Annotated in this window: 19 protein-coding genes; 8 read left to right on the top strand and 11 right to left on the bottom strand. The window is 74.4% G+C overall.

Features of this window, described 5'->3' with window-relative positions; translation table 11 throughout:
• Position 1 precedes the first annotated feature (1 nt).
• The 3 genes from IEW07_RS09300 (at position 2) to IEW07_RS09290 (ending at position 2363) form a co-directional block, all read left to right on the top strand.
• The gene (locus tag IEW07_RS09300) at positions 2–859 is read left to right on the top strand and encodes an alpha/beta fold hydrolase (RefSeq protein ID WP_188536530.1); all 858 of its coding nucleotides are present in this window, start codon (positions 2–4) and stop codon (positions 857–859) included.
• A gap of 77 nt (positions 860–936) precedes the next feature.
• The gene (locus tag IEW07_RS09295) at positions 937–1680 is read left to right on the top strand and encodes a potassium channel family protein (protein WP_188536527.1); all 744 of its coding nucleotides are present in this window, start codon (positions 937–939) and stop codon (positions 1678–1680) included.
• A complete protein-coding gene (locus IEW07_RS09290; RefSeq protein WP_188536525.1) occupies positions 1680–2363 on the top strand; it encodes a potassium channel family protein in 684 nt (227 codons plus the stop codon). Before IEW07_RS09295 ends, IEW07_RS09290 begins: the two co-directional genes overlap by 1 nt.
• 12 nt (positions 2364–2375) lie before the next feature.
• Here IEW07_RS09290 and IEW07_RS09285 read toward each other — a convergent pair whose 3' ends face one another.
• The 4 genes from IEW07_RS09285 to dut all read right to left on the bottom strand — a co-directional run bounded on the left by IEW07_RS09285 (position 2376) and on the right by dut (position 4778).
• Complete coding sequence (locus IEW07_RS09285; RefSeq protein ID WP_188536524.1) at positions 2376–3101, bottom strand: DUF3159 domain-containing protein; 726 nt, start codon at positions 3099–3101, stop codon at positions 2376–2378.
• Between the two features lie 13 nt (positions 3102–3114).
• Positions 3115–3546 (bottom strand): single stranded DNA-binding domain-containing protein, encoded by a 432-nt coding sequence (locus IEW07_RS09280; protein ID WP_229741702.1) that lies wholly within the window; start codon positions 3544–3546, stop codon positions 3115–3117.
• Positions 3547–3549: 3 nt separating this feature from the next.
• Positions 3550–4281 carry a DUF3710 domain-containing protein gene (locus IEW07_RS09275; RefSeq protein WP_188536522.1) on the bottom strand — a complete coding sequence of 244 codons (732 nt, stop codon included), beginning with the start codon at positions 4279–4281 and terminating at the stop codon, positions 3550–3552.
• 68 nt (positions 4282–4349) lie between these two features.
• Positions 4350–4778 (bottom strand): dUTP diphosphatase, encoded by a 429-nt coding sequence (gene dut / locus IEW07_RS09270; RefSeq protein WP_371870225.1) that lies wholly within the window; start codon positions 4776–4778, stop codon positions 4350–4352.
• 110 nt (positions 4779–4888) lie between these two features.
• Here dut and IEW07_RS09265 point away from each other — a divergent pair, with 110 nt between their 5' ends.
• Positions 4889–5401 carry a DUF3093 domain-containing protein gene (locus IEW07_RS09265; protein ID WP_188536518.1) on the top strand — a complete coding sequence of 171 codons (513 nt, stop codon included), beginning with the start codon at positions 4889–4891 and terminating at the stop codon, positions 5399–5401.
• A 146-nt stretch (positions 5402–5547) separates the two neighbouring features.
• Here the strand turns inward: IEW07_RS09265 and IEW07_RS09260 are convergent, their stop codons facing one another.
• The gene (locus IEW07_RS09260) at positions 5548–5847 is read right to left on the bottom strand and encodes a DUF4193 domain-containing protein (protein WP_058858605.1); all 300 of its coding nucleotides are present in this window, start codon (positions 5845–5847) and stop codon (positions 5548–5550) included.
• 304 nt (positions 5848–6151) lie between these two features.
• Between IEW07_RS09260 and sepH the strand changes: the two genes are divergently transcribed.
• Together sepH and IEW07_RS09250 are read left to right on the top strand one after the other, a co-directional pair.
• Positions 6152–7567 carry a septation protein SepH gene (gene sepH, locus IEW07_RS09255; RefSeq protein WP_188536516.1) on the top strand — a complete coding sequence of 472 codons (1416 nt, stop codon included), beginning with the start codon at positions 6152–6154 and terminating at the stop codon, positions 7565–7567.
• A 158-nt stretch (positions 7568–7725) separates the two neighbouring features.
• The gene (locus tag IEW07_RS09250) at positions 7726–8526 is read left to right on the top strand and encodes a hypothetical protein (RefSeq protein WP_188536514.1); all 801 of its coding nucleotides are present in this window, start codon (positions 7726–7728) and stop codon (positions 8524–8526) included.
• Between the two features lie 10 nt (positions 8527–8536).
• Here the strand turns inward: IEW07_RS09250 and IEW07_RS09245 are convergent, their stop codons facing one another.
• The 4 genes from IEW07_RS09245 to IEW07_RS09230 all read right to left on the bottom strand — a co-directional run bounded on the left by IEW07_RS09245 (position 8537) and on the right by IEW07_RS09230 (position 14589).
• Positions 8537–9637, bottom strand: coding sequence for an alkaline phosphatase family protein (locus IEW07_RS09245; RefSeq protein WP_308738222.1), 1101 nt, complete (start codon positions 9635–9637; stop codon positions 8537–8539).
• A 71-nt stretch (positions 9638–9708) separates the two neighbouring features.
• On the bottom strand, positions 9709–10419 hold the full coding sequence (locus tag IEW07_RS09240; protein ID WP_188536510.1) for a DUF5998 family protein: 711 nt from the start codon (positions 10417–10419) through the stop codon (positions 9709–9711).
• Positions 10420–10491: 72 nt separating this feature from the next.
• Positions 10492–11877 carry a serine/threonine-protein kinase gene (locus IEW07_RS09235; protein ID WP_188536508.1) on the bottom strand — a complete coding sequence of 462 codons (1386 nt, stop codon included), beginning with the start codon at positions 11875–11877 and terminating at the stop codon, positions 10492–10494.
• Positions 11878–11892: 15 nt separating this feature from the next.
• Positions 11893–14589, bottom strand: coding sequence for a bifunctional acetate--CoA ligase family protein/GNAT family N-acetyltransferase (locus IEW07_RS09230; protein ID WP_188536506.1), 2697 nt, complete (start codon positions 14587–14589; stop codon positions 11893–11895).
• A gap of 153 nt (positions 14590–14742) precedes the next feature.
• Here IEW07_RS09230 and IEW07_RS09225 point away from each other — a divergent pair, with 153 nt between their 5' ends.
• Positions 14743–17238, top strand: coding sequence for a DNA gyrase/topoisomerase IV subunit A (locus tag IEW07_RS09225; RefSeq protein ID WP_188536504.1), 2496 nt, complete (start codon positions 14743–14745; stop codon positions 17236–17238).
• Positions 17239–17265: 27 nt separating this feature from the next.
• Here IEW07_RS09225 and IEW07_RS09220 read toward each other — a convergent pair whose 3' ends face one another.
• On the bottom strand, positions 17266–18282 hold the full coding sequence (locus tag IEW07_RS09220) for a malate dehydrogenase (protein ID WP_188536502.1): 1017 nt from the start codon (positions 18280–18282) through the stop codon (positions 17266–17268).
• 79 nt (positions 18283–18361) lie between these two features.
• A complete protein-coding gene (locus IEW07_RS09215) occupies positions 18362–20470 on the bottom strand; it encodes a DNA gyrase/topoisomerase IV subunit B (RefSeq protein ID WP_188536500.1) in 2109 nt (702 codons plus the stop codon).
• Between the two features lie 315 nt (positions 20471–20785).
• Here IEW07_RS09215 and IEW07_RS09210 point away from each other — a divergent pair, with 315 nt between their 5' ends.
• On the top strand, positions 20786–20986 hold the full coding sequence (locus IEW07_RS09210; protein WP_058858595.1) for a DUF7455 domain-containing protein: 201 nt from the start codon (positions 20786–20788) through the stop codon (positions 20984–20986).
• Positions 20987–21006 lie beyond the last annotated feature (20 nt).

Genomic DNA, 21006 nt, shown 5'->3' with positions numbered 1-21006 from the left:
CATGAGCAACCGACCCGTCAACGAGCTCCACCAGTTCACCCTTCCGCTCACCATCGGGGGCACCCGCCTCGAGATCGCCGGCATGCACCGGGAGGGCACCGGCGTCCCGCTGGTGTTCCTGCACGGCTTCGGGTCCACCAAGGAGGACTACGCCGACGTCGTCCAGCAGGCCGAGCTGGCCGACCGGCCGGTCCTGGCCTGGGACGCCCCCGGCTGCGGGGCCACGACCTGCTCGGACCTCACCGCGATCTCGGTCCCGTTCCTGGTCGAGGTCGCCCGGGCCGTCCTGCGGGCGAAGGGCATCGAGCGGTTCCACGTCGTCGGCCACTCCATGGGCGGGCTCACCGCCCTGGTGCTCGCGGACCAGGACCCGTCCCGGGTGGTCGGCTTCGTCGACATCGAGGGCAACGTGGCGCCGGAGGACTGCTTCCTCAGCCGCCAGATCATCAGCCACCAGATCATCAGCCACCACCACCCGGACCCGCAGGGCTTCATCGACGAGTTCCGGACCCGCGTCTGGGCCTCTCCCTACTGGTCCAGTGCCCAGTACGCCGCGGGCCTGCCGCACAAGGTCCGGGCCGGGGCGGTGCGGCCCATCTTCGAGTCCATGGTGGAGCTCTCCGACCACGGCGGCCTCATGGACCGCTTCCTCGGCCTCCCCTTCCCGAGGATGTTCATGTACGGGGAGCAGAACGACACCCTGTCCTACCTGGGGCACCTGGCTGAGAACGGCGTGGAGCTGGCCGAGATCCCCCACAGCGCGCACTTCCCCATGTACTCCAACGCGCCCGCCATGTGGGCCCGGATCACCGGCTTCGTCCTCCGCACCGGCCGGCAGGAGGTGCCGCGCCGGCCCTGACCCCCACCGGCACGCGTCCGGCGGCCGCGGGCGTCCCCGGCCGGGACGCCCCGGCGGGGTGGCCTAGGCTGGAGGGCATGGCGCATTTCGTGATCATGGGAGTCGGGCGGGTCGGCGTGATGATCGCCCACACCCTCGAGGACTCCGGGCACACCGTCGCGGTCATCGACCAGGACGACCGGGCCTTCCGCCGGCTGCGCACCTCCTTCGGGGGCAAGAAGGTCACCGGCCTCGGCTTCGACCGGGAGGTGCTGCGCCGGGCCGGGATCGAGGAGGCCTACGCCTTCGCGGCGGTCTCCAGCGGGGACAACTCCAACATCATCGCCGCCCGCGTCGCGCGCGAGACGTTCAAGGTCCGCCGCGTGGTGGCCCGCATCTACGACCCCTCCCGCGCCGAGTTCTACCAGCGCCTGGGCATCCCCACGGTCGCGGCCGTGCGCTGGAGCGCGGACCAGGCGCTGCGCCGGATCCTGCCCGAGCAGGCGATCACCGGCGACTTCCGGGAGGCCTCGGGGCGGCTGCAGCTCGGCGAGCTCTCCCTGGACGACTCGTGGTCGGGGCTGCACCTGGACGCGATCGAGGAGGCCGCCGGGGTGCGCATCGCGTTCGTCACCCGGTTCGGCGAGGGGATCCTCCCCGGCCCGGACACCAGCTACCAGCAGGGCGACGTGGTGCACGCCATGATGCGCACCGACGACGTCGAGGCCGTCACCCGCGTCCTGTCCAGGCCCCCGACGCCCGACGTCCTGGACCTCGCCAACTCGCTGCGCCGGGACGCCGACGGCAGCACCGGCGACGACCGCTACTCCGGAGGGAACTGATGCGCGTGGTCATCGTGGGCGCCGGCGCCGTGGGCGCCTCGATCGCCCGGGAGCTGCTCTCCCACCGCCACGAGGTGGTGATCTTCGACGAGAAGCCGGAGGTGATCGGGCGGTCGGACCTGCGCGGCGCCCAGTGGATCATCGGCGACGCGTGCGAGCTCTCCACGCTGCGGGAGGGCGGGCTGGAGGAGACGGACGTCGTCGTCGCCGCCACCGGGGACGACAAGGCGAACCTCGTGGTCTCCCTCCTGGCGCGCAGCGAGTTCGGCGTCCCCCGCACCGTGGGGCGCGTGAACAACCCGAAGAACGAGTGGCTCTTCGACGACGCGTGGGGCGTGGACGTCGCGGTCTCCACACCGCGGCTGATGACGGCGCTCGTGGAGGAGGCCGTCGAGGTCGGCGACGTGGTGCGGCTGCTGACGCTGCAGACCGGCGGCGCGACCCTGGCGGCCTACACCGTCCCCCACGAGCACCCGGTGGTCGCCACGATGGTCTCCCAGGTCCCGTGGCCGCCGGAGGTCACCCTCGTGGCCATCCTGCGCGACGGGGTGCCCATCAGCCCCTCCGGCGACGACGTCCTCGAGGGCGCCGACCAGCTGTTCTTCATCTCGAGCGCCGAGGGCGAGTCCCAGCTGCGGGCGATGTTCACGACCGCGGACCCCCAGGAGCCGGAGCGCGCCTGAGCGCCGGCGGGCTCAGACGCCGTCCTGCTCCTCGGCGGCGATCTGCTCCGGGGGCCGGGACACCAGCCACGCCAGCCAGAGGGTCAGCGCGTAGAGGGGGACGCCCATCGCCAGCCGGGCGACGCCCAGGCCCGTGACGTTCTCGGCGAAGTACAGCGGGAGCTGCACGAGCAGGCGGGCCGCGAACATCGCCATGAGCATGAGCGTGGCCACCCGGTAGGCGCGGCGCCGGACCGGGACAGCGCGCCACTCGGTGCCCTCGCCCCGGATGAAGCCGTAGAAGACGCCCAGCAGCGGCCAGCCGGCCACCAGGGACACCCCCAGGCCCACGAACGAGGCGGCGTTGATCCAGAACCCGGGGACGTAGTAGTCCAGGGCCTCGCCGGTGGCCCGGGCGAAGAGCGCGCACACCCCGACCCCGACCAGGCCGGAGACGGCCTGGACGAGGGACTGGCGCTGCGCCAGCCGCAGGACGGTGAACACTGCGGCGGTGCCGAGCGAGGCGCCGAGCGCCGTGCCGAGGGCGCCGCCCACGAACAGGACGACCAGGAAGACGAGCCCGGGCAGGATCGTCTCCGCCAGGCCGCGCCAGCCGCCGACGGCGTGCAGGACGTCGAGCTGGCCGTTGTCCTTGCGGCGCATGCCGGAGCGCTCGGCGTAGGCCGCCATCGAGCGCTCGACGTCCCCGCCGCGCCGGGCGGGGCCGGGGCTCTCCTCGGGCTCGCGGGGGTCCGTCATCCGGTGACCTGCCTCATCTGCTGACCTGCTTGGCGACGATCTCGTAGCGGGGGTTGAACATCGTGGGCTGACCGTCCCGGAAGCTCACCACGCCCACGCAGCGCAGCCGGGAGCCGGCGGTGACGCCCGGCACGCTGCGCTGGCCCTGCCACACGAGCCGCAGCGACCGGGGGCCCGCCCCGTCGGGAGCGCCCTGCGGCGCCGGCTGCTCGAGCACGCAGTCGGGCACGAGCAGCGCGGAGAAGCTCTGCACGCCCGTCACCGGCGGGACGGTGACCTCGGTCACCAGGCCGCTGGCCATCAGCCGGCGGCGGCCGCCGGGGGCCGGGCGGGACGGGTCGAGGTCCCCCGCGCTGACGGGCGGCTCCGTGACCGTGTCGATGGCGCCCGTGGCCGGCCGGGTCGAGTGCTTCCGGGTCCACGTCGTCGTCCATGTCGTCGTCACGGCTCAGCCGATCTCCGTGATCTCCGGGCCGCGCCGGGGCGGGGCCACGGGGGCGATGTCCTGGGGCTGCGGCTCCTCGTCCTCGTCCTCGTCGTCGGGCTCGCGCACCGCGTTCTCGGGGACCGTCAGCGGCAGCAGCTCCCGCGGGGGCATGGGGCGGTCCCCGCGCACGACGACCAGCTCCCGCACCACCTCCTCGAGGGCGGTGGACTCGGCGGCCACGGCCGCGGTGCCCGTGAACACCGCCCGCACGAACCAGCGCGGGCCGTCGACGCCCACGAAGCGGGCCAGCCGGAAGCCACGGGTGCCGTCGGAGGCGGTGGCCGGGAAGCGGGTGAGCACCTGCAGCCCGAAGGGCCCCTCCTCGAGGGTGGGCTCCCCGTTGCTGGTGCGCAGCGACTCGACGAGCTCGCGGCGGACCTCGTCCCACAGCCCCTCGGACCGGGGCGCGGCGAACGCCTGGACCTGGACGGAGCCGCCGTCCAGGTCGAGGGTCACCGAGCGGGGGCGCTGGGTGCGGTCGTCGACCTCGAGCCGCACGGCCAGGCCCGCCCGGGGCCGGACGAGCACCGAGCCGAGGTCGAGGTAGCCGTCGCGGCTCTCGATCTGGGAGACGTCGAGGGGGCCCTGCGGCTCCTGCCGCGCCTGCGCCGCCGCCTCCTCCGTGGTGGGCACGGCCTCCTGCGCCTCGGGGGCTGCGTCCTGCGCCTGCTGCTTCTTCTTGCGACCGAACATGTTCTGGATTCTCCTCCACCGGCACGGGGGGCCGGATCCTGGGTCAGCTCGTGGGGGACAGGCCCGGGTCAGGCGGTGCCGCTGGAGCCGAAGCCCGCGCCGCCGCGCTCGGAGTCGGGCAGGACCTCGACGACCTCGAAGACGGCCTGCTCGACGCGCTGCACGACGAGCTGCGCGATGCGGTCCCCCCGGCGCACCTCGAACGGCTCGGCCGCGTCGGTGTTGAGCAGGGTGACCATGATCTCCCCGCGGTAGCCGGAGTCCACGGTGCCGGGGGCGTTGACCACCGTGATGCCGTGGCGGGCCGCGAGCCCGGAGCGCGGGTGGACGAAGCCCGCGTAGCCCTCGGGCAGGGCCACGGCCACCCCGGTGGGGACCAGGGCCCGCTGGCCGGGGGCCAGGGTCACGTCCACGCGGGAGCGCAGGTCGGCGCCGGCGTCCCCGGGCTTGGCGTACACGGGAGGAGGAAGGTCCGGGTCGAGCGGCAGCAGCGCGATGCTGAGCGGGCGCGCGGTCCCCTGGTGCGGCCGGTGGCCTGTCGACTGGTGGTTCACAGTGCCCCACTCTAACGCTCCGGACGGGGGCGCGGACGTGAGAGGGTTAAGGCATGTCCCACCCTGCTTCCTCCAGCACGTCCCCGGCCGACGAACCGCGCGGCGCCCACGGCTCCGCCGGCGGTTCCACGGTGCTCTACGAGGAGAAGCTCACCCCCGCCTGGTGGATGTGGCTCCTCGTCCTCTTCGCCGGCCTCGTCGCCTTCGTGGCGCTCGCCCCCATCAGCATGTGGCTGGCCGGTCTCGCCGCCCTCGTGGTCGGCGGCGGCGCCGCCGTGGCCCTCGTCGCCTCCACCACCTCCCTCGTCGTGACCGAGGACTCGCTCCAGGTGGGCCGCGCCCGCATCGAGCGCCGTTTCGTCGGCGAGGCCGAGGCCTTCCGCGGGGACGACGTGCGCCGCGTCCGCGGGCCCGAGCTCGACGCCCGAGCGTTCATGAACTTCCGCGCCTCCGTGGGCCCCGTCGTCCGGATCCGGATCACCGACCCCGTGGACCCCACTCCCTACTGGCTGACCTCCTCGCGCCACCCCGAGCGCGTCGTCGAGGTCCTCTCCGCGCACCGCTGACCGGCCGGCGCCCTGCCCGCACCGCGGCCCGCCGCGGGGACGGACCGGTGCGGACACGGCAGAACCCCGCTGCGACGGCCGTCGCGGCGGGGTTCTTCACCTGCGGGATTCTTCGGCGGCGGGGCCGCCGGGAGCGATGCGGGGACTCAGCCCACGCACTCGACGCAGTACTTCACGCCGTTCTTCTCCTCGGCGATCTGCGAGCGGTGGCGGACCAGGAAGCAGGAGCCGCAGGTGAACTCGTCCTCCTGGGCCGGGAGCACCACGACGGAGAGCTCCTCGTTGGAGAGGTCCGCCCCCGGGAGCTCGAAGCTCTCGGCCGCGGCGGCCTCGTCCTCGTCGACGCTCCCCGACTGGGAATCGCTGCGGCGCGTCTGCAGCTCCTCGATCGAGTCCTCCTTGAGCTCGTCGTCCTGCTTGCGCGGCGCGTCGTAGTCAGTGGCCATAGTTGGGTCTTCGCTCCATCGGGGTCCAGGCGATCGGCTCCGGCGGGGCTCTTCCGGGCCCGCCAGGCCCTGTATCGCGTAGATTGTTCACCATACGGGGGTAAAAATCCAACCGCGTCCCCCGCCCGTGAGCGCGCGGCCGGAGACCGGTCCGACGGGCCTCCCGTGCCGCGCCGACGACGGCCAGTAGGATGGGGCGGCAGGGCCGCACCCGGAAGGATCCGTGCGGCCGCGACCCCCTTCCCGCCGTGCCGGCTCGACGACCGGGACGCACCCGAGAACCACCCACCGGAGGATTGACAGCATGGAGCAGTTGCGCCTGGCAGGTGTGCACGACGACGGTGAGCACCTGGTCGTCGAGGACGAGGCGGGCACCCGCCGCCTGCTGAGGATCGACCAGGAGCTGCGCCTCGCGGTGCAGCGGGCCCGCCGGCTGCCCGCCGCCCGCCAGCGGGGGGCGGGCCAGTTCGGTCCGCGGGAGATCCAGGCGCGCTTCCGCGCGGGCGCGACGGTCGAGCAGATCGTGGCCGAGAGCGGCTGGGAGGCCTCCCGGGTCCGGCGCTACGAGTGGCCGATCCTGGCCGAGCGGGCGCACGTCGCCACGGAGGCCCAGAAGGTGGAGATCGAGGACCGCTCGGCCCACCGCGGCTACCACTCCGTCTTCGAGGGCGAGCCCCTGACCCTGGGCCGGGCCGTGGCCCACCGGGCCGGGGACCTCGGGGTGGACGCCTCCTCGCTCGAGTGGGACTCGTGGCAGAGGGAGGACCAGCTCTGGACCGTGGTCGCCCGCTTCACCGTGGTCGACCCGGACGCGGTCCCCGTGGCGGATCCCGCCCCGGCCGAGTGGATCTACAACCCGGCCAACCAGAGCGTGCGCCCCTCCAACGCCTGGGCGGAGGCGCTGACCGCGCCGGAGCAGCCGGACACCCCCATCAGCACCGGTCTCGGCGTGGTGGACGGCGGGCTGGACCCCGAGCTGACGCAGCTGCGCCGCTCCGCGGTGGAGGCCGACGAGCTGCTCGACGTCCTCCAGGCCCGCCGCGGCCAGCGGCTCGGGGAGGACAAGGAGGGCGACGACGCCCTGGCCGAGATCCTCGGCCGCGGGATGGGCCACCCCGAGCGCCGGCCGCGCCCGCTGGGCGCCCCTGAGGACACCGCCGTGTTCGACCGCCCCTTCCAGCCCGCCACCCAGTTCCCCGGCTCCCCCGCCGCCGGCACGGACGAGGAGACGGACGAGGAGACCGGCGAGGCAACGGGCGAGGACAAGAAGAAGGACACGCGGGAGGAGACCGCTGGGACGGCGTCCCGGCCCGCCGGGCGGCGACCCGCGGCGGACGCCGAGGCGGAGCCCGCCGGGCGGGAGCTCACCGCCGAGCAGGAGCCCGCCGCGCAGGACGGCGGCGGGACGGAGGCCCCGCGCCGGCGGGAGCCGGCCGCCGAGGTCGTCGTCGTGCCGCCGGCCGGTCTCCCCGCTGCCCTCCCCGCCGACGAGCCGGCCGGTCCCCCGGAGGGCGACACCGCTCAGGACCCCACCGCTCAGGACGGCACCGCTGAGGACCGCGCCGCGGAGGACGAGCCCTCGGAGGGCGAGGCGCCCGGGGCCGACGAGAACATGCCCGGCCGCCCCCGGCCCCGCAACCGCACTGCCAAGGCCCGCCGGTCCTCCCGTTCCTCCGTGCCGAGCTGGGACGAGATCGTCTTCGGCAGCTCCGCCGACTGACGCGCGGGCGCGGTCCGCCGCGCCCGGAGCGCGTCCCGCGCCGGGGACGGGATAGAGTGCACGGGACAGGGGGCGGGTCCGGCCTGCCCTCTGCGCCCGCGCGCCACACGGCCGGCGCAGGGCACAGGCGGACGAGACCACGTCAGGGGCTGCACGGCATGGGCAACACCATCCAGGACGATCTGTTCGGGGACGACGAGCTGGACACCGTCGCGCCGGAGGCCGGCGACGACGACGAGCTCCTCGGCCCCGGCCGGAGTCCCGGTCCGGGCCGGTTCGTCGCCGGGCTCGTGCTCGGAGCAGTGGTCATGGTGGTGCTCGCCGGTGTCGGCGCGCTCTTCCTCGGCGGCGTGGGCCGCGACCTCTTCGGCGCCGCCCAGGAGACCGAGGTCTCCCCTGCGCCGGCCGCCACCGTCAGCACGCCCTCGGCCACGCCCGCCCCCTCCCCCACGCCCACCCCTTCGCGCACCGCCTCCCCCACGCCGTCGCCCACGCCCACGCCGGAGCCCGAGCCGGAGCCCGTCGTGCCCGCCCCGGTGGTCCCCGAGCCGGTCGTCCCCGAGCCGGTGCTCCCCGAGCCGGTCGTCCCCGCCCCGGTGGTCCCGGAGCCGGTCGCCCCCGCCCCGGCCCCCGAACTGGTCGTGCCGGCCCCGGCACCCGAGCCCGTGGCACCCCCGGTCCCGGTGGTCCCCGAGCCGGTCGCCCCCGCCCCGGCCCCCGTGCCCGTGGCGCCCCCCGCCCCCGCCCCCGAGCCGGCGGCGCCGGAGGAGCCCGCCGCGCCGTCGGAGGAACCGTCGACGCAGGGCCCCACCACGGAGGGGTCCGGCGCCGGGTCGGCGGAACCGGAGGAGGGCGCGGAGGAGGACCGGCAGGGAGCCGGGAGCTCCTCGGACGCCGCCTCGTCCGCCGCCCAGCCCCGCGAGGAGCGGCCGGCCGGCGGGCGGCCCGAGGCCCCCTGAGCCGGGCGGCTCAGGCCAGGCGCAGCAGCGGGACCTCGCGCTCGGCGCGGGTGAGCGATCCGTGCTGGCCGACCATCGACAGCACCGACGGGCGCAGCCGGCCCAGGTCGAACAGGGCGAGCGGGTCCTTGGCCGCGACGAGGACGTCCCCGATGCGCGCCCGCACAGCCTCCCGGACGTCCCCGGGCGCCCCGAAGTAGCCGGCCTCCAGCGCCGCGTCCCGGGAGAAGATCCACACGCGGGACCCGAACTGCTCCCGCCACGCGGCCGTGAGCCGGCGCACGTCGTCGGCGCTCGCGTCCGGCTCGAGGTGCAGCTGCACCATCCGGGGCTCCCCGGCGGTGTGCCGGACCCCGTCGAGCAGCCCGGGGAGGACCGAGTAGTCCACCCGGGCGTCCTGCGGCACGTCCACCATGCCGTGGTCCCCGGTCACGAGCACCGTGGTGCCCGCCGGGACCCGGGCCACGAGGCGGCGCAGCGCCGAGTCGAGCTCCTCGAGCTGGGCCGTCCACTCCCATGACTCCCAGCCCCGGGCGTGGCCGGTGCGGTCGAGGTCGTCCCAGTAGAAGTACATGAGCGCGTCCGTGCCGGCGGCGAGCTCGTCCAGGGCCCGGCCCACCCGTGCCGCGGGCCCGTCCGCGGCCACGAACCGCCCGCCCCGCAGGGCCGCCCGGGTCAGGCCCGAGTCGGCGAACTTGTGCCGGCTCACGGTCACGACGTCCACGTGCTCGGCGGCGCGCTCCAGCACGGTGGGCAACGGCTGCCAGGCGAGCGGGTCGACCCCCGCGTCCCAGCCGCCGAGCTGGTTGACGACGCTGTCCGTCGCGGGGTCCAGGACGTCGTAGCCCACGAGCCCGTGCGCACCCGGCGCGGTGCCCGTGCCCAGGGACGCGAGGGACGAGGCGGTGGTCGTGGGGAAGGCGGCGTCGAGGGTCGCCAGGCCGCGGGCTCCGGCGAGGACGGGCGCGTGCCCGGCCCGGGCGCGCAGCTGGGCGCGGCCGAGGCCGTCCACGAGGACGACGACGACGCGGCGCGCGGCGGGCAGCCCCAGCGCGTTCTCGAAACCGGGCACGCCCAGGGAGGCCGCCGCGGAGGTCATCACCTCGGCCACGGACCGGTGTCCGTAGCGCGGCGGGGCCGGCAGGTCGCCGGGCAGGCCGGGCGGCGTCTCCCGGACCGCCCTCATCGGGCGGCGCCGCCGTCGCGGCCGGTGAACCGGTCGGTGAACCGCGCGCGCGGACCCGCCGCGGCGGCCCGCCGGGGCGCGGGAGTGCGCCCGTGCGCGGGCTGCGCGATCTGCGCGCCGTTGGTCAGCGGTGCGAGGTTGGCCCGGCGCAGGGTGCGGGCGAACTCCCGGGCGCCGTCCACGGCGGCGGGGCCGTCGGCCTCGGCGCTGATCCGCAGCACGATGTCCTCCCGGGCGGCCGTGCCGGTGTAGCCGTGGTCCGCCTGGCACTGCGGGTCCTCGCACAGGGCCGGGGCGAGGTCCACGTGCAGCGTGCCCGTCCACGCGATCGCGAGCGTCACCTCGGAGATGGGGCTGTCCGGCCGGTAGCTCGCCGGCTGGTAGTAGGAGTAGCTGAGCGTGACGGAGCGGATCTGGGAGATGCCCACCGTCTCCGTCGACACCCGCGCCACCACGTCCCGGCCGCTCTCGTCGAACTCCTCGTCGTCCACGTGCGTGACGTGCAGGACGTCCTCGGCGAGCACGAGCACCGTGATGTGGCGGTGCACCTCCGTGCGGTCGATGTGGGTCTCGAGCTGCACGAGATGGGAGACGGGGGACCGGCCGTCCAGGGAGTCCTGGACCACGTCGATCACCATCTGGGGGTAGAACCCGGCCTTGTTGATGTCCTCGACCAGTCGCTGGCCGCGCTCACCTGAATACGTCATGGGTGCCATTTTCCCCCACGCCGGGGCCCGCGCCCAACACGCCCGTCCGGCACGGCCGCTCGGCGCGCCCGGTCAGCCGTCGGAGGAGCACTGCACGCCCCCGCCGGGAATCTCCACGCAGTCCAGCAGATAGGGGTCGGTGAGCTCGTCGACGGGTTCGGAGGTGGCCGGCGCCATGGGGGTGGGCGAGGGCGTGGGGCCGAGGGCGCCCGGCTGCTCCGACAGGAGGTAGCCGCCCAGCACCACCGTCAGCCCCAGCAGCGTGAGCAGCAGCCCCACCGCCACCCGTCCGCGCCGGCGGGTCCTGGAGGGGCGCCGGTCCGGCAGCACGCTCGTGGGCGCGGCCGGCAGGGCCACCGCGCGGGTGCTCCCGTCGCCGGGGACCGTCCTGCTGCCGGCGTCGTCGGGCCCGCCGGCCGGTGCCTGTCCTGCGAGGTCCTGTCCTGCCGTGTCCTGGCCGGACGTGTCCTGACCGGTGCTCTCCTGGCCGGCCGTGTCCTGACCGGTGGCGGGGGGCGCGGGTGCCTCCTCCGCGCCGGCCGCGCCGGCCGCGCCGGCCGGGTCCCCGGCGGGCGCGGCGCCGCGCTCGCGCAGGCGGGTGGCCCACGGCTCGGGCAGCGGGTCGAGGACGTCGAAGATCTCGAAGGGCTCCCCGTCCCGGGTGAGGGCGGGGTCGAAGTGCCGCTTCGGCGCGGACTGGGTGAGCGCGTGGAGCACCGACGCCGCGGCGTCCCGGCGCTGCCGGACGTCGGGGGTCAGCAGGGCCGCCACGTACTCCGCGAGGTCGCTCTGCTCCCCCACCACGGCACGGCCCTCCGCCGGGCTCATCACCTCCTGCGGCTCGAGGCCGGGCTCGAGCATCCGCAGGGCGGTGATCCCGGCCGCGTAGAGGTCCTGGGCGGGGTCGGGGTCGGCGAGCTCGTACGCCTCGGGGGGCAGGTAGCCGGGCGTGCCGACCAGCGTGCCGGTGCGGGTGAGCCGGGCGTCCTGGACCCGCACCGCGATCCCGAAGTCGGAGAGGAAGACGTGGGGCCGGCCCGTCCCCGTGCTCTCCAGCATGAGGTTGGCCGGTTTCACGTCCCGGTGCACCCAGCCCTGCGCGTGCACGAACTGGAGCGCCTGCAGCAGCTGGGCGAGCACCTCCTCCGTGAGGTCGGTGGACGCCGCCCCGTTGTCCTGCAGCGCGGACTCCAGGGTGCCGCCGTGCAGCAGCGGCATGGCGATCACCACGTGCGAGTCCTCGGCCGCCCACCCGTAGGGGGTGAGCAGGTGCGGGTGGTCGAGCTTGACCGACTGCTCCCGGGCGAAGCGCAGCAGGTCGGCGGAGTCGCGCTGCCGGAGCACCTTCGCGGCGCACAGCTGCTCGAGCCGGCAGTCCCAGGCGCGCCACACCGCGCCGCTGCCGCCGCGCGCGATGGGGTCGATGAGCGTGTACCGCCCGGCTATGGTGTCCGCCACGGGGTCCTGACCCCCCTAGCTGCGCATGGCCCGGCGAGCGCTGTCGGTCCGCTGCTGGGGGTTGCCGAGCCCGACGGAGGCGCCGAGGACGGTCAGGGAGTCGGTGGAGACCAGCACCGGGTTCAGCTCCACCCGGGCGATCTCGGGGTGGCGGTCCTTGAGCAGGGCGACCCTGTTGACGAGGTCCTCGAGCCGGTCGACGTCCGCGGCGGGCACCCCCTGGTAGCCGAACAGCTTGCGGGAGGCCTTGGGCTCGCGGATCATGCGGTGCACGTCCTGGTCGGTGAGCGGGGGCACCCGGTGGGCCCAGTCCTCCAGGAGGTTCACGGCGTCCCCGGCCATCCCGAAGGAGACGACGGGGCCGATCAGCGGGTCCTCGATGGCCCGCACGACGACGGCCTGGCCGGTGGGCGCCATGGCCTGCACCTCAAGGTCGAAGGAGCCGAAGGCGGCGAGGGTGCGGTGCATCGTCTCGATCGCGGTCCGCAGCTGCTCGCCGTTCTGGATGTTGAGCTGCACCCCGCCCAGGTCCAGGCGGTGGCGGAGGTTGGGGTCCGTGGTCTTCAGCGCCACGGGGTAGCCGAGCCGCTCCGCGGCGGCGAGGGCGTCGTCGGGGTCGGTGAAGCGGGCGCTGGGCAGCAGCCCGATGCCGTGGGTGGCGAGCAGCTCCCGCGTCTGCTCGGAGTCCAGCTCGAGCAGGCGGTCGCCGGGAACGCGGGATGCCAGGGACTCCACGAACGTCTCGGCGGCCTCGCCGTCGATGTCCTCGGGCACGGCGAGGTGGCCCTGGTCCTGGGCGCGCCAGCGGACGTGGTCGACGACCTTCGACAGCGAGCGCAGCGCGGCCCCCGGGGAGTCGAAGCAGGGGACGTCGAGGCCGTCGTCGGCGTGGTGGACGTAGACCGGGGTGCCGGGCTCGGTGCCGCCGGTGAACACGACGACCACGGCCTTGCCGTGCTCGCGCCCCACCCGCCCCACGAGCTCGGCCACCTCGGCGCGCGTGGTGTGCGGCACCGGCATGAGGGTGACCACGGCCGCGTCGACCGACTCCGCGCCCAGCGTGCGGGCGACCGCCGCCCGCAGCGCCTCGAGGGCCTCGGGCCCGCCGTCCGCGGTCGGCACCCCGGCCTGGGTCACCGCGACGTCCAGGCCCAGCTGCATGCACCGGTCCTCCATGAGCTGGCCGAGGGCCAGGGCGTTGGAGACGAGGCCCGTGCGGGGGCCCGCCGGCAGGGGCTGGCTGACCAGGATCCCGGCGACGTCCATGAGCTGCTCGCTGGTGTCCGCGCGGATCACCCCGGCCTGGCGGAACATCGCGTCCAGCGTCCCCGGCGGGGCCTGGGTGGTGCGCCCGGTGTGCCCGGGCGGCAGGCGCAGCCCGGTCACCTCGCTCTTGGCGACGATGACGGGCTTGTTCAGGGACAGCCGCCGGGCGATGCGGGAGAACTTGCGGGGGTTGCCCACGGACTGCAGGTAGAGCCCGCACGCCCGCGTGGCGGAGTCGTCCTCCCAGTACTGCATCATGTCGTTGCCGGACACGTCGGCGCGGTTGCCCGCGGAGAGGTAGGCGGACACGCCGACCTCGTGGCGCACGGCGGCGGCGTGGAGCATCATCCCGATCGCCCCGGACTGGCTGAACAGCCCCAGCGAGCCCTCCCGGGGCATCTCGGCCAGGATGGAGGCGTTGAAGCGGTGCTCCGGGGCGGTGTTGAGCAGGCCCAGGCTCGCGGGGCCCACCAGGCGCATGCCGTGGACGCGCGCCCGGTGGACGAGCTCGATCTGCCGGGCCCGCCCCGTGGCGCCCGCCTCCGCGTAGCCGCCGGTCACCACGACGACGGAGCGCACCCCCGCCTGCCCGCACTCCTCGACCACGCCGGCCACCTGGTCCACGGGGACGGCGATCACGGCGAGGTCCACGCGGCCGGGCACGTCCCGGATCGAGGTGGCGTGGGCCATCCCCTCCCGCTCGAACGGGGTGGGGCTCACCCCGTGCAGCTGCCCGGCGAAGCCGGAGGCGATCAGGTGCTCGACGACCGCGTGCCCGGCGTGGCCGGGGTCCCGGGAGGCGCCGACGACGGCGATCGAGGACGGCGTGACGAGGTCCGCGACGGAGCGCGCCTCGGCGCGGTGCTCGCGGGCGGCCATCACCGCCAGCGACCGCTCGGTGGGGTCGATGTCGAAGCCGACCGCGACCACCCCGTCGTCGAAGCGGCGGGTGAGCTCGTAGCCCGCCTCGGCGAACACGTGGAGCATCTTGCGGTTCTCGGGGAGCACCTCGGCGGAGAAGCGGTCGATGCCGTTCTCGCGGGCGGCGGCGGCCAGGTGCTCGAGCAGGATGGAGCCGATCCCGCGGCCCTGGTGGGCGTCGGAGATCATGAACGCGACCTCGGCGTCGTGGGGGTCGTCGGTCCGGTCGTAGCGGCCCACGCCGATGATCTGGTCGCCGAGCAGGAGCACGAAGCACACCCGGTCCCGGTGGTCCACCACGGTGAAGCGGTCCAGCTCGCGGGCCGACAGGGTCGGCTTGTAGGAGAAGAAGCGCAGGTAGATGCTGCTCTCGGACTGCGAGCGGTGGAAGGCGAGCAGCGCGTCCCGGTCCTGCGGGGAGATGGGGCGAAGGTGCGCCGTCGCGCCGTCGCGGAGGATCACGTCGGCTTCCCAGTAGGCGGGGTACCTGCCGGCCGTGTCCGTGTCCGAGGTCTCTGGAACCATAGACTTCAGGCTAGTGGACAAACCTGCACCGTCAACGGTGCGCCCCGGTGCGTCCTCCGCGCGGTTCCGTCCCGGGACCGCGTGCCGGACCGTTCCCGGCTCCGCCGCCGGCCGGCCCCCGACCGACCCCCGACCGAAGGACCCCCAGCTTTGATGGCTCGCCGCCGCGCGTCCTCCCGCCCGTCCGCCGAGGACGAGCTGCCCGCCGACTTCCGGGAGAACATCGTCGACATCGACGTGACCTCCGAGATGGAGACGAGCTTCCTCGAGTACTCCTACTCCGTGATCTACTCGCGCGCCCTCCCGGACGCGCGCGACGGGCTCAAGCCGGTCCAGCGGCGGATCCTGTTCATGATGAACCAGATGGGCCTGCGCCCGGAGCGCGGCCACGTCAAGAGCGCCCGCGTGGTGGGCGAGGTCATGGGCAAGCTCCACCCCCACGGCGACTCGGCGATCTACGACGCGATGGTGCGCCTGGCCCAGCCGTTCGCCATGCGCCTGCCCCTGGTGGACGGGCACGGCAACTTCGGCTCCCTCGACGACGGCCCGGCGGCCTCCCGCTACACCGAGGCCCGCATGGCCCCGGCGGCCCTGGCGCTGACGGCCGACCTCGACGAGGACGTCGTGGACTTCGTGCCGAACTACGACAACCAGTTCACCCAGCCCGCCGTGCTGCCCGCCGCGTACCCGAGCCTGCTCGTGAACGGCTCCTCCGGGATCGCCGTGGGCATGGCCACGAACATGGCCCCCCACAACCTGCGGGAGGTCGTCGCCGGCGCCCGCCACCTCGTCGAGCACCCCGAGGCCACCCTCGAGGACCTGATGCGCTACATCCCGGGCCCGGACCTGCCCTCCGGCGGGCGGATCGTGGGCCTGGACGGCGTCCGGGACGCCTACCGGACCGGCCGCGGGTCGTTCAAGACCCGGGCGAAGGTCTCCGTCGAGCAGGTCTCCCCGCGCAAGCAGGGCATCGTGGTCACGGCGCTGCCGTACATGGTCGGCCCCGAGAAGGTCACGGAGAAGATCAAGGAGGCGGTCCAGGCCAAGAAGCTCCAGGGCGTCTCCGACGTCGTGGACCTCACGGACCGCAAGAACGGGCTGCGGCTCGTCATCGAGGTGAAGAACGGCTTCAACCCCCAGGCCGTGCTCCAGCAGCTGTACAAGTACACCCCCATGGAGGACTCCTTCGGGATCAACAACGTGGCGCTGGTGGACGGACAGCCCCGGACCATGGGCCTGCTGGACCTGCTGCGGGTCTACGTGGAGCACCGGCTGTCGGTGGTCCGCCGGCGCACCGCGTTCCGGCGGGGCAGGCGGCGCGACCGCCTGCACCTGGTCGAGGGCCTGCTCGTGGCGATCGTCGACATCGACGAGGTCATCCAGATCATCCGCTCCTCCGACGAGACCGCCGCGGCGCGCGAACGGCTCATGGCCGTCTATGACCTCAGCCGCCTCCAGGCGGACCACATCCTGGAGCTGCGGCTGCGGCAGCTGACCAAGTACTCCCGGATCGAGCTCGAGAAGGAGCAGGAGGAGCTGCGCCGGGAGATCGCCGAGCTGGAGGAGATCCTGGGCTCCGACTCCCAGCTGCGGGCGCTGGTCTCCGACGAGCTCGCCGAGGTCGCCGCGACCCACGGCGACGACCGCCGCACCGAGCTGCTCGAGGCCGACGCGCTGCCCGGCCCCGCCGCGGCCCTCCCGGAGCCCGGGAAGAAGTCCGCCGGGGGCCTGGCCCTGGAGATCGCCGACGACCCGTGCTGGGTCTTCCTCTCCACCTCCGGCCAGCTCGCCCGCACGCCGAGCCGGACGCCGCTGGTCGACCCGCCGCGGCGGATCAAGCACGACGCCCTGACGTCCGTCGTGCCGGCCACCGCCCGCGGCGAGATCGGGGCCGTCACCTCCGCGGGGCGCATGGTGCGCGTCCAGGTGATGGACGTCCCGGTGCTCACCGCGTTCGACGGCACGCCCAAGCTCGGCGACGGCGTCCCCGTGAAGGACTTCCTCACCCTCGGCCGCGGGGAGCGGCTCGTGGGGCTGGCCCCGCTCAACGCCGTGCTCGCCCTGGGCACCCGCCAGGGCGTGGTCAAGCGGGTCAACCCGGACCACCCCCTCAACCGCGAGGACTGGGAGGTCATCACGCTCAAGGACGGCGACGCCGTCGTCGGCCTCGCCGAGTCCGGGGCCGAGGACGACGAGCTCGTCTTCCTGACCCGGGACGCGAAGCTGCTGCACTTCGACGCCGCATCCGTGCGACCCCAGGGCCGCACGGCCGGCGGCGTGGCCGGGATCAAGCTGGCCGACGGCGACGAGGTGCTGTTCTTCGGCGTCGTGCGCGCGGCCGACGAGACGCCCGTGGTCGTCACGCTCGCGCGCGCCGGGGAGGTGCTGCCGGGGATGTCCCCGTACTCGGTGAAGGTCACCCCGTTCGCGGAGTACCCGCCCAAGGGCCGGGCCACCGCCGGGGTGCGCGCGCACCGCTTCCTCAAGGGCGAGACCGGCCTGGTGCTGGCCTGGGCCGGGCACGGGCCCGCCAAGGCGGTCGCGGCCTCGGGCGTGGCCCGGGCGCTGCCCACGGAGCACGGCCGCCGGGACGGCTCGGGCGTGCCCCTGGACCAGGCCATCGACGCGGTCGGCCCGGCCTACTCCTGAGGCCAGGCCCGCCCCGCGGGGCGGGCCTCAGCCGCGGGGGCCGAGCAGGCCCAGCTCGCGGACGGCCGTGCGCTCCTCGACCAGCTCCGCCACGGAGCGCTCGATCCGGGCCCGCGAGAAACCGTCCAGCTCCAGCCCCGGGACCACCGTGGCCGCCCCGTCCCGGCAGGTGACGGGGAACGAGCTCACGAGGCCCTCGGGCACCCCGTAGGACCCGTCGGAGGGCACCGCCATGGAGGTCCACGACCCGTCCGGGGTGCCGCGCACCCAGTCGCGCACGTGGCACAGGGCCGCGTGGGCGGCCGAGGCCACGGAGGACCCGCCGCGGACCTCGATGATCTCCGCGCCCCGCTTCGCCACCCGCGGGATGAAGGTCTCCGCCACCCAGTCGGCCCCCAGGCCCTTCTCGGCGAGCGCCTCGGGCGCGGGCCGGCCGCCGACCGTGGCGTGCGTGAGGTCCGGGTACTGGGTCGCGGAGTGGTTGCCCCAGATCGCCACGCCGTCGACGTCCGCGACGCGCGCGCCCGTGGCGGCCGCCAGCTGCGCCACCGCGCGGTGGTGGTCGAGCCGGGTGAGGGCGGTGAACCGCTCCCTCGGCACGTCGGGGGCGTGGGAGGCCGCGATGTACGCGTTGGTGTTGGCCGGGTTGCCGACCACCACGGCGCGGAAGTCGTCCGCCGCGCCGTCGTTGGCCGCCCGACCCTGCACCGAGAAGATCCCCGCGTTGGCCTCCAGCAGGTCCGCCCGCTCCATGCCCTTGGACCGGGGCCTCGCCCCGATGAGCAGCCCGACGGACGCGCCCTCGAAGGCGGCCGCGGCGTCGTCGAAGACGTCCACGCCCTCTAGGAGGGGGAACGCCCCGTCCTGCAGCTCCAGGGCCGTGCCCTCGGCGGCGCGCCGGGCCTGCGGCAGCTCGAGCAGGTGCAGGCGGAGCGGGACGCCGGGGCCCAGCAGGTCCCCGGCCGCGGCGCGGAAGACGGTGGCGTAGCCGATCTGGCCGGCGGCGCCGGTCACGACGACGGTCACGGGGCGGGAGGAGGTCATGCGGTGCCCTTCCTGGGAGACGGACGCTCGGTCCGCCCAGGCTAACCGCCGGGCGCCCCCGGGGCCGGGCGCGACCCGCTCAGGCGTCGATGCGCTCCTGGTCCAGGTGCGCGGCGCCGTCGATGATGAAGTCCTTGCGCGGGGCCACCTGGGAGCCCATGAGCAGCGAGAACGCGTGCTCGGCGGCCTCGGCGTCCTCGACCCGGATCCGGCGCAGCATCCGGTGCCGCACGTCCATGGTCGTCTCGGCCAGCTGGTCCGCGTCCATCTCCCCGAGGCCCTTGTAGCGCTGGATCGGCTCCTTGTAGCGCCGCCCCTCGGACTCGAGGCGCCCGAGCAGGCTCCCGAGCTCCTTCTCCGAGTAGGTGTAGACCATCTCGTTGGCCTTCCCGCCGGCATTGACGATCTCCACCCGGTGCAGCGGGGGCACCGCCGCGTAGACCCGGCCGGCCTCCACGAGGGGGCGCATGTAGCGGTAGAAGAGCGTGAGCAGGAGGGTGCGGATGTGGGCGCCGTCGACGTCGGCGTCCGTCATCATGATGATCTTGCCGTAGCGGGCGGCCGGCAGGTCGAAGGTGCGCCCGGAGCCGGCGCCGATCACCTGGATCAGCGAGGCGCACTCGGCGTTGGCGAGCATGTCCGTGATCGACGCCTTCTGGACGTTGAGGATCTTGCCGCGGATGGGCAGCAGCGCCTGGTAGTTGGAGGACCGGGCCAGGCGCGCGGTGCCGAGGGCGGAGTCGCCCTCCACGATGAACAGCTCGGAGCGCTCGACGTCGTCGGAGCGGCACTCCACGAGCTTCGCGGGCATCGAGGAGGTCTCCAGGGCGTTCTTGCGCCGCTGCGTCTCCTTGTGCACCCGCGCCGAGATGCGGGACTTCATCTCGGCCACGACCTTCTCCAGCAGCTGGCCGGCCTGCTGCTTGTCCTGCCGGGCGCCGGAGGTGAGCTTGGCGGTGAGCTCCTGCTCGATCACCCGCGCCACGATCTGGCGCACGGCCGGGGTGCCCAGGATCTCCTTGGTCTGCCCCTCGAACTGCGGCTCGGCCAGCCGCACGGTGAGCACCGCGGTGAGCCCGGCGAGGACGTCGTCCTTCTCGACCTTGTCGTTGCCGGCCTTGAGCCGCCGGGCGTTGGCCTCGATCTGCTTGCGGAACGTCTTGAGCATCGCCGCCTCGAAGCCGGCCAGGTGCGTGCCGCCCTTGGGGGTCGCGATGATGTTCACGAACGTGCGCAGCGACGTGTCGTAGCCGATCCCCCAGCGCAGGGCGGCGTCCACCTCGCAGGTGCGCTCCACCTCGGTGAGCTTCGACCGCCCGTTCTCGTCGAGCACCGGGACGGTCTCCTTGAACTTGCCCTCGCCGTGGAAGCGCCAGACGTCGGTGACGGAGCCGTCCACGGCCAGGTACTCCACGAACTCGGAGATCCCGCCGTCGTGCTGGAAGACCTCCTCGTGGACCCCGAACTCCCCCGGCGTGCCGGGCAGGCCGCGCTGGTCCCGGACGGTGATCCGCAGGCCCGGGATGAGGAAGGAGGTCTGGCGGGCGCGCTTGGCCAGCTCCTCGTAGCTGAACCTGGCGTCCGGGGTGAAGATCTGCTCGTCCGCCCAGTACCGGATCCGGGTGCCGGTCACGCCGCGCTTGGCCTTCCCCACGACGTCGAGCACCGACCCCTCCAGGAACGGCTCGAAGTGGGCGTGCGGCGAGGGGCGGCCCTTGTCCACGAAGCGGCCGGGCTCGCCCCGGCGGAAGGACATCTGGTAGGTCTTGCCGCCGCGGTCCACCTGCACGTCCAGCCGTGCCGAGAGGGCGTTCACCACGGACGCGCCGACGCCGTGCAGGCCGCCGGAGGCGGTGTAGGAGCCGCCGCCGAACTTGCCGCCGGCGTGCAGCTTGGTGAAGACGACCTCCACGCCCGTCAGCCCCGTGCGGGGCTCGACGTCGATCGGGATGCCGCGGCCGTCGTCGTGGACCTCCACGGCGCCGTCCGCGTGCAGGACCACCGTGATCTCCTGCCCGAAGCCGGCGAGGGCCTCGTCCACGGAGTTGTCGATGATCTCCCACAGGCAGTGCATCAGCCCGCGGGAGTCGGTGGAGCCGATGTACATGCCCGGCCGCTTCCGGACGGCCTCGAGGCCCTCGAGGACGGAGAGGTGACGGGCGTTGTACTCGGAACGGGACGGGGTCACGGGGCGCACTGCTCCTGGGGCTCGGGGGAACGGGATCGGGGGACGGGATCAGGGGAACGGAGGAATCGCCCTTCACTGTAGTCGGCGCGGCGGACACGGGGTCCTGCGGCCCTCCCCCCGGTCCTCCTCCGCTCCTTCGGCGGGGTGCGCCCGGGGGCCTACGCCCGGGGCGAAACAGTCCCAGCGGCGGGATCGAATGTCGGTGCGCCGTGGTTGTATATACCAGTATCCCGTTGCGTCCCCGAGACCCCGGGTACCCGCACCGGACGGCCCCGCGCTCCCGGTGCACCGCGTACGACACTGGAGGAGGATCCCGTGAACGCAACATTGGAAAGCCGAGAACTGAATGCGACCGACCGCTGCGACGCGTGCGGCGCCCAGGCCTACGTCCGAGTGATCCTCGAGTCCACCGGCGGCGAGCTGCTCTTCTGCGCCCACCACGCGCGCAAGAACGAGGAGAAGCTCCGGCCCCTCGCCGCCACCTGGCAGGACGAGACGGAGCGCATCGGTTCCTGAACCCGGTTCCCCACGACGAC

The organism is Kocuria dechangensis (assembly GCF_014636775.1).
GTDB classification, from domain to species: domain Bacteria; phylum Actinomycetota; class Actinomycetes; order Actinomycetales; family Micrococcaceae; genus Kocuria; species Kocuria dechangensis.
This window is presented reverse-complemented; position numbering and strand designations above follow the sequence as displayed.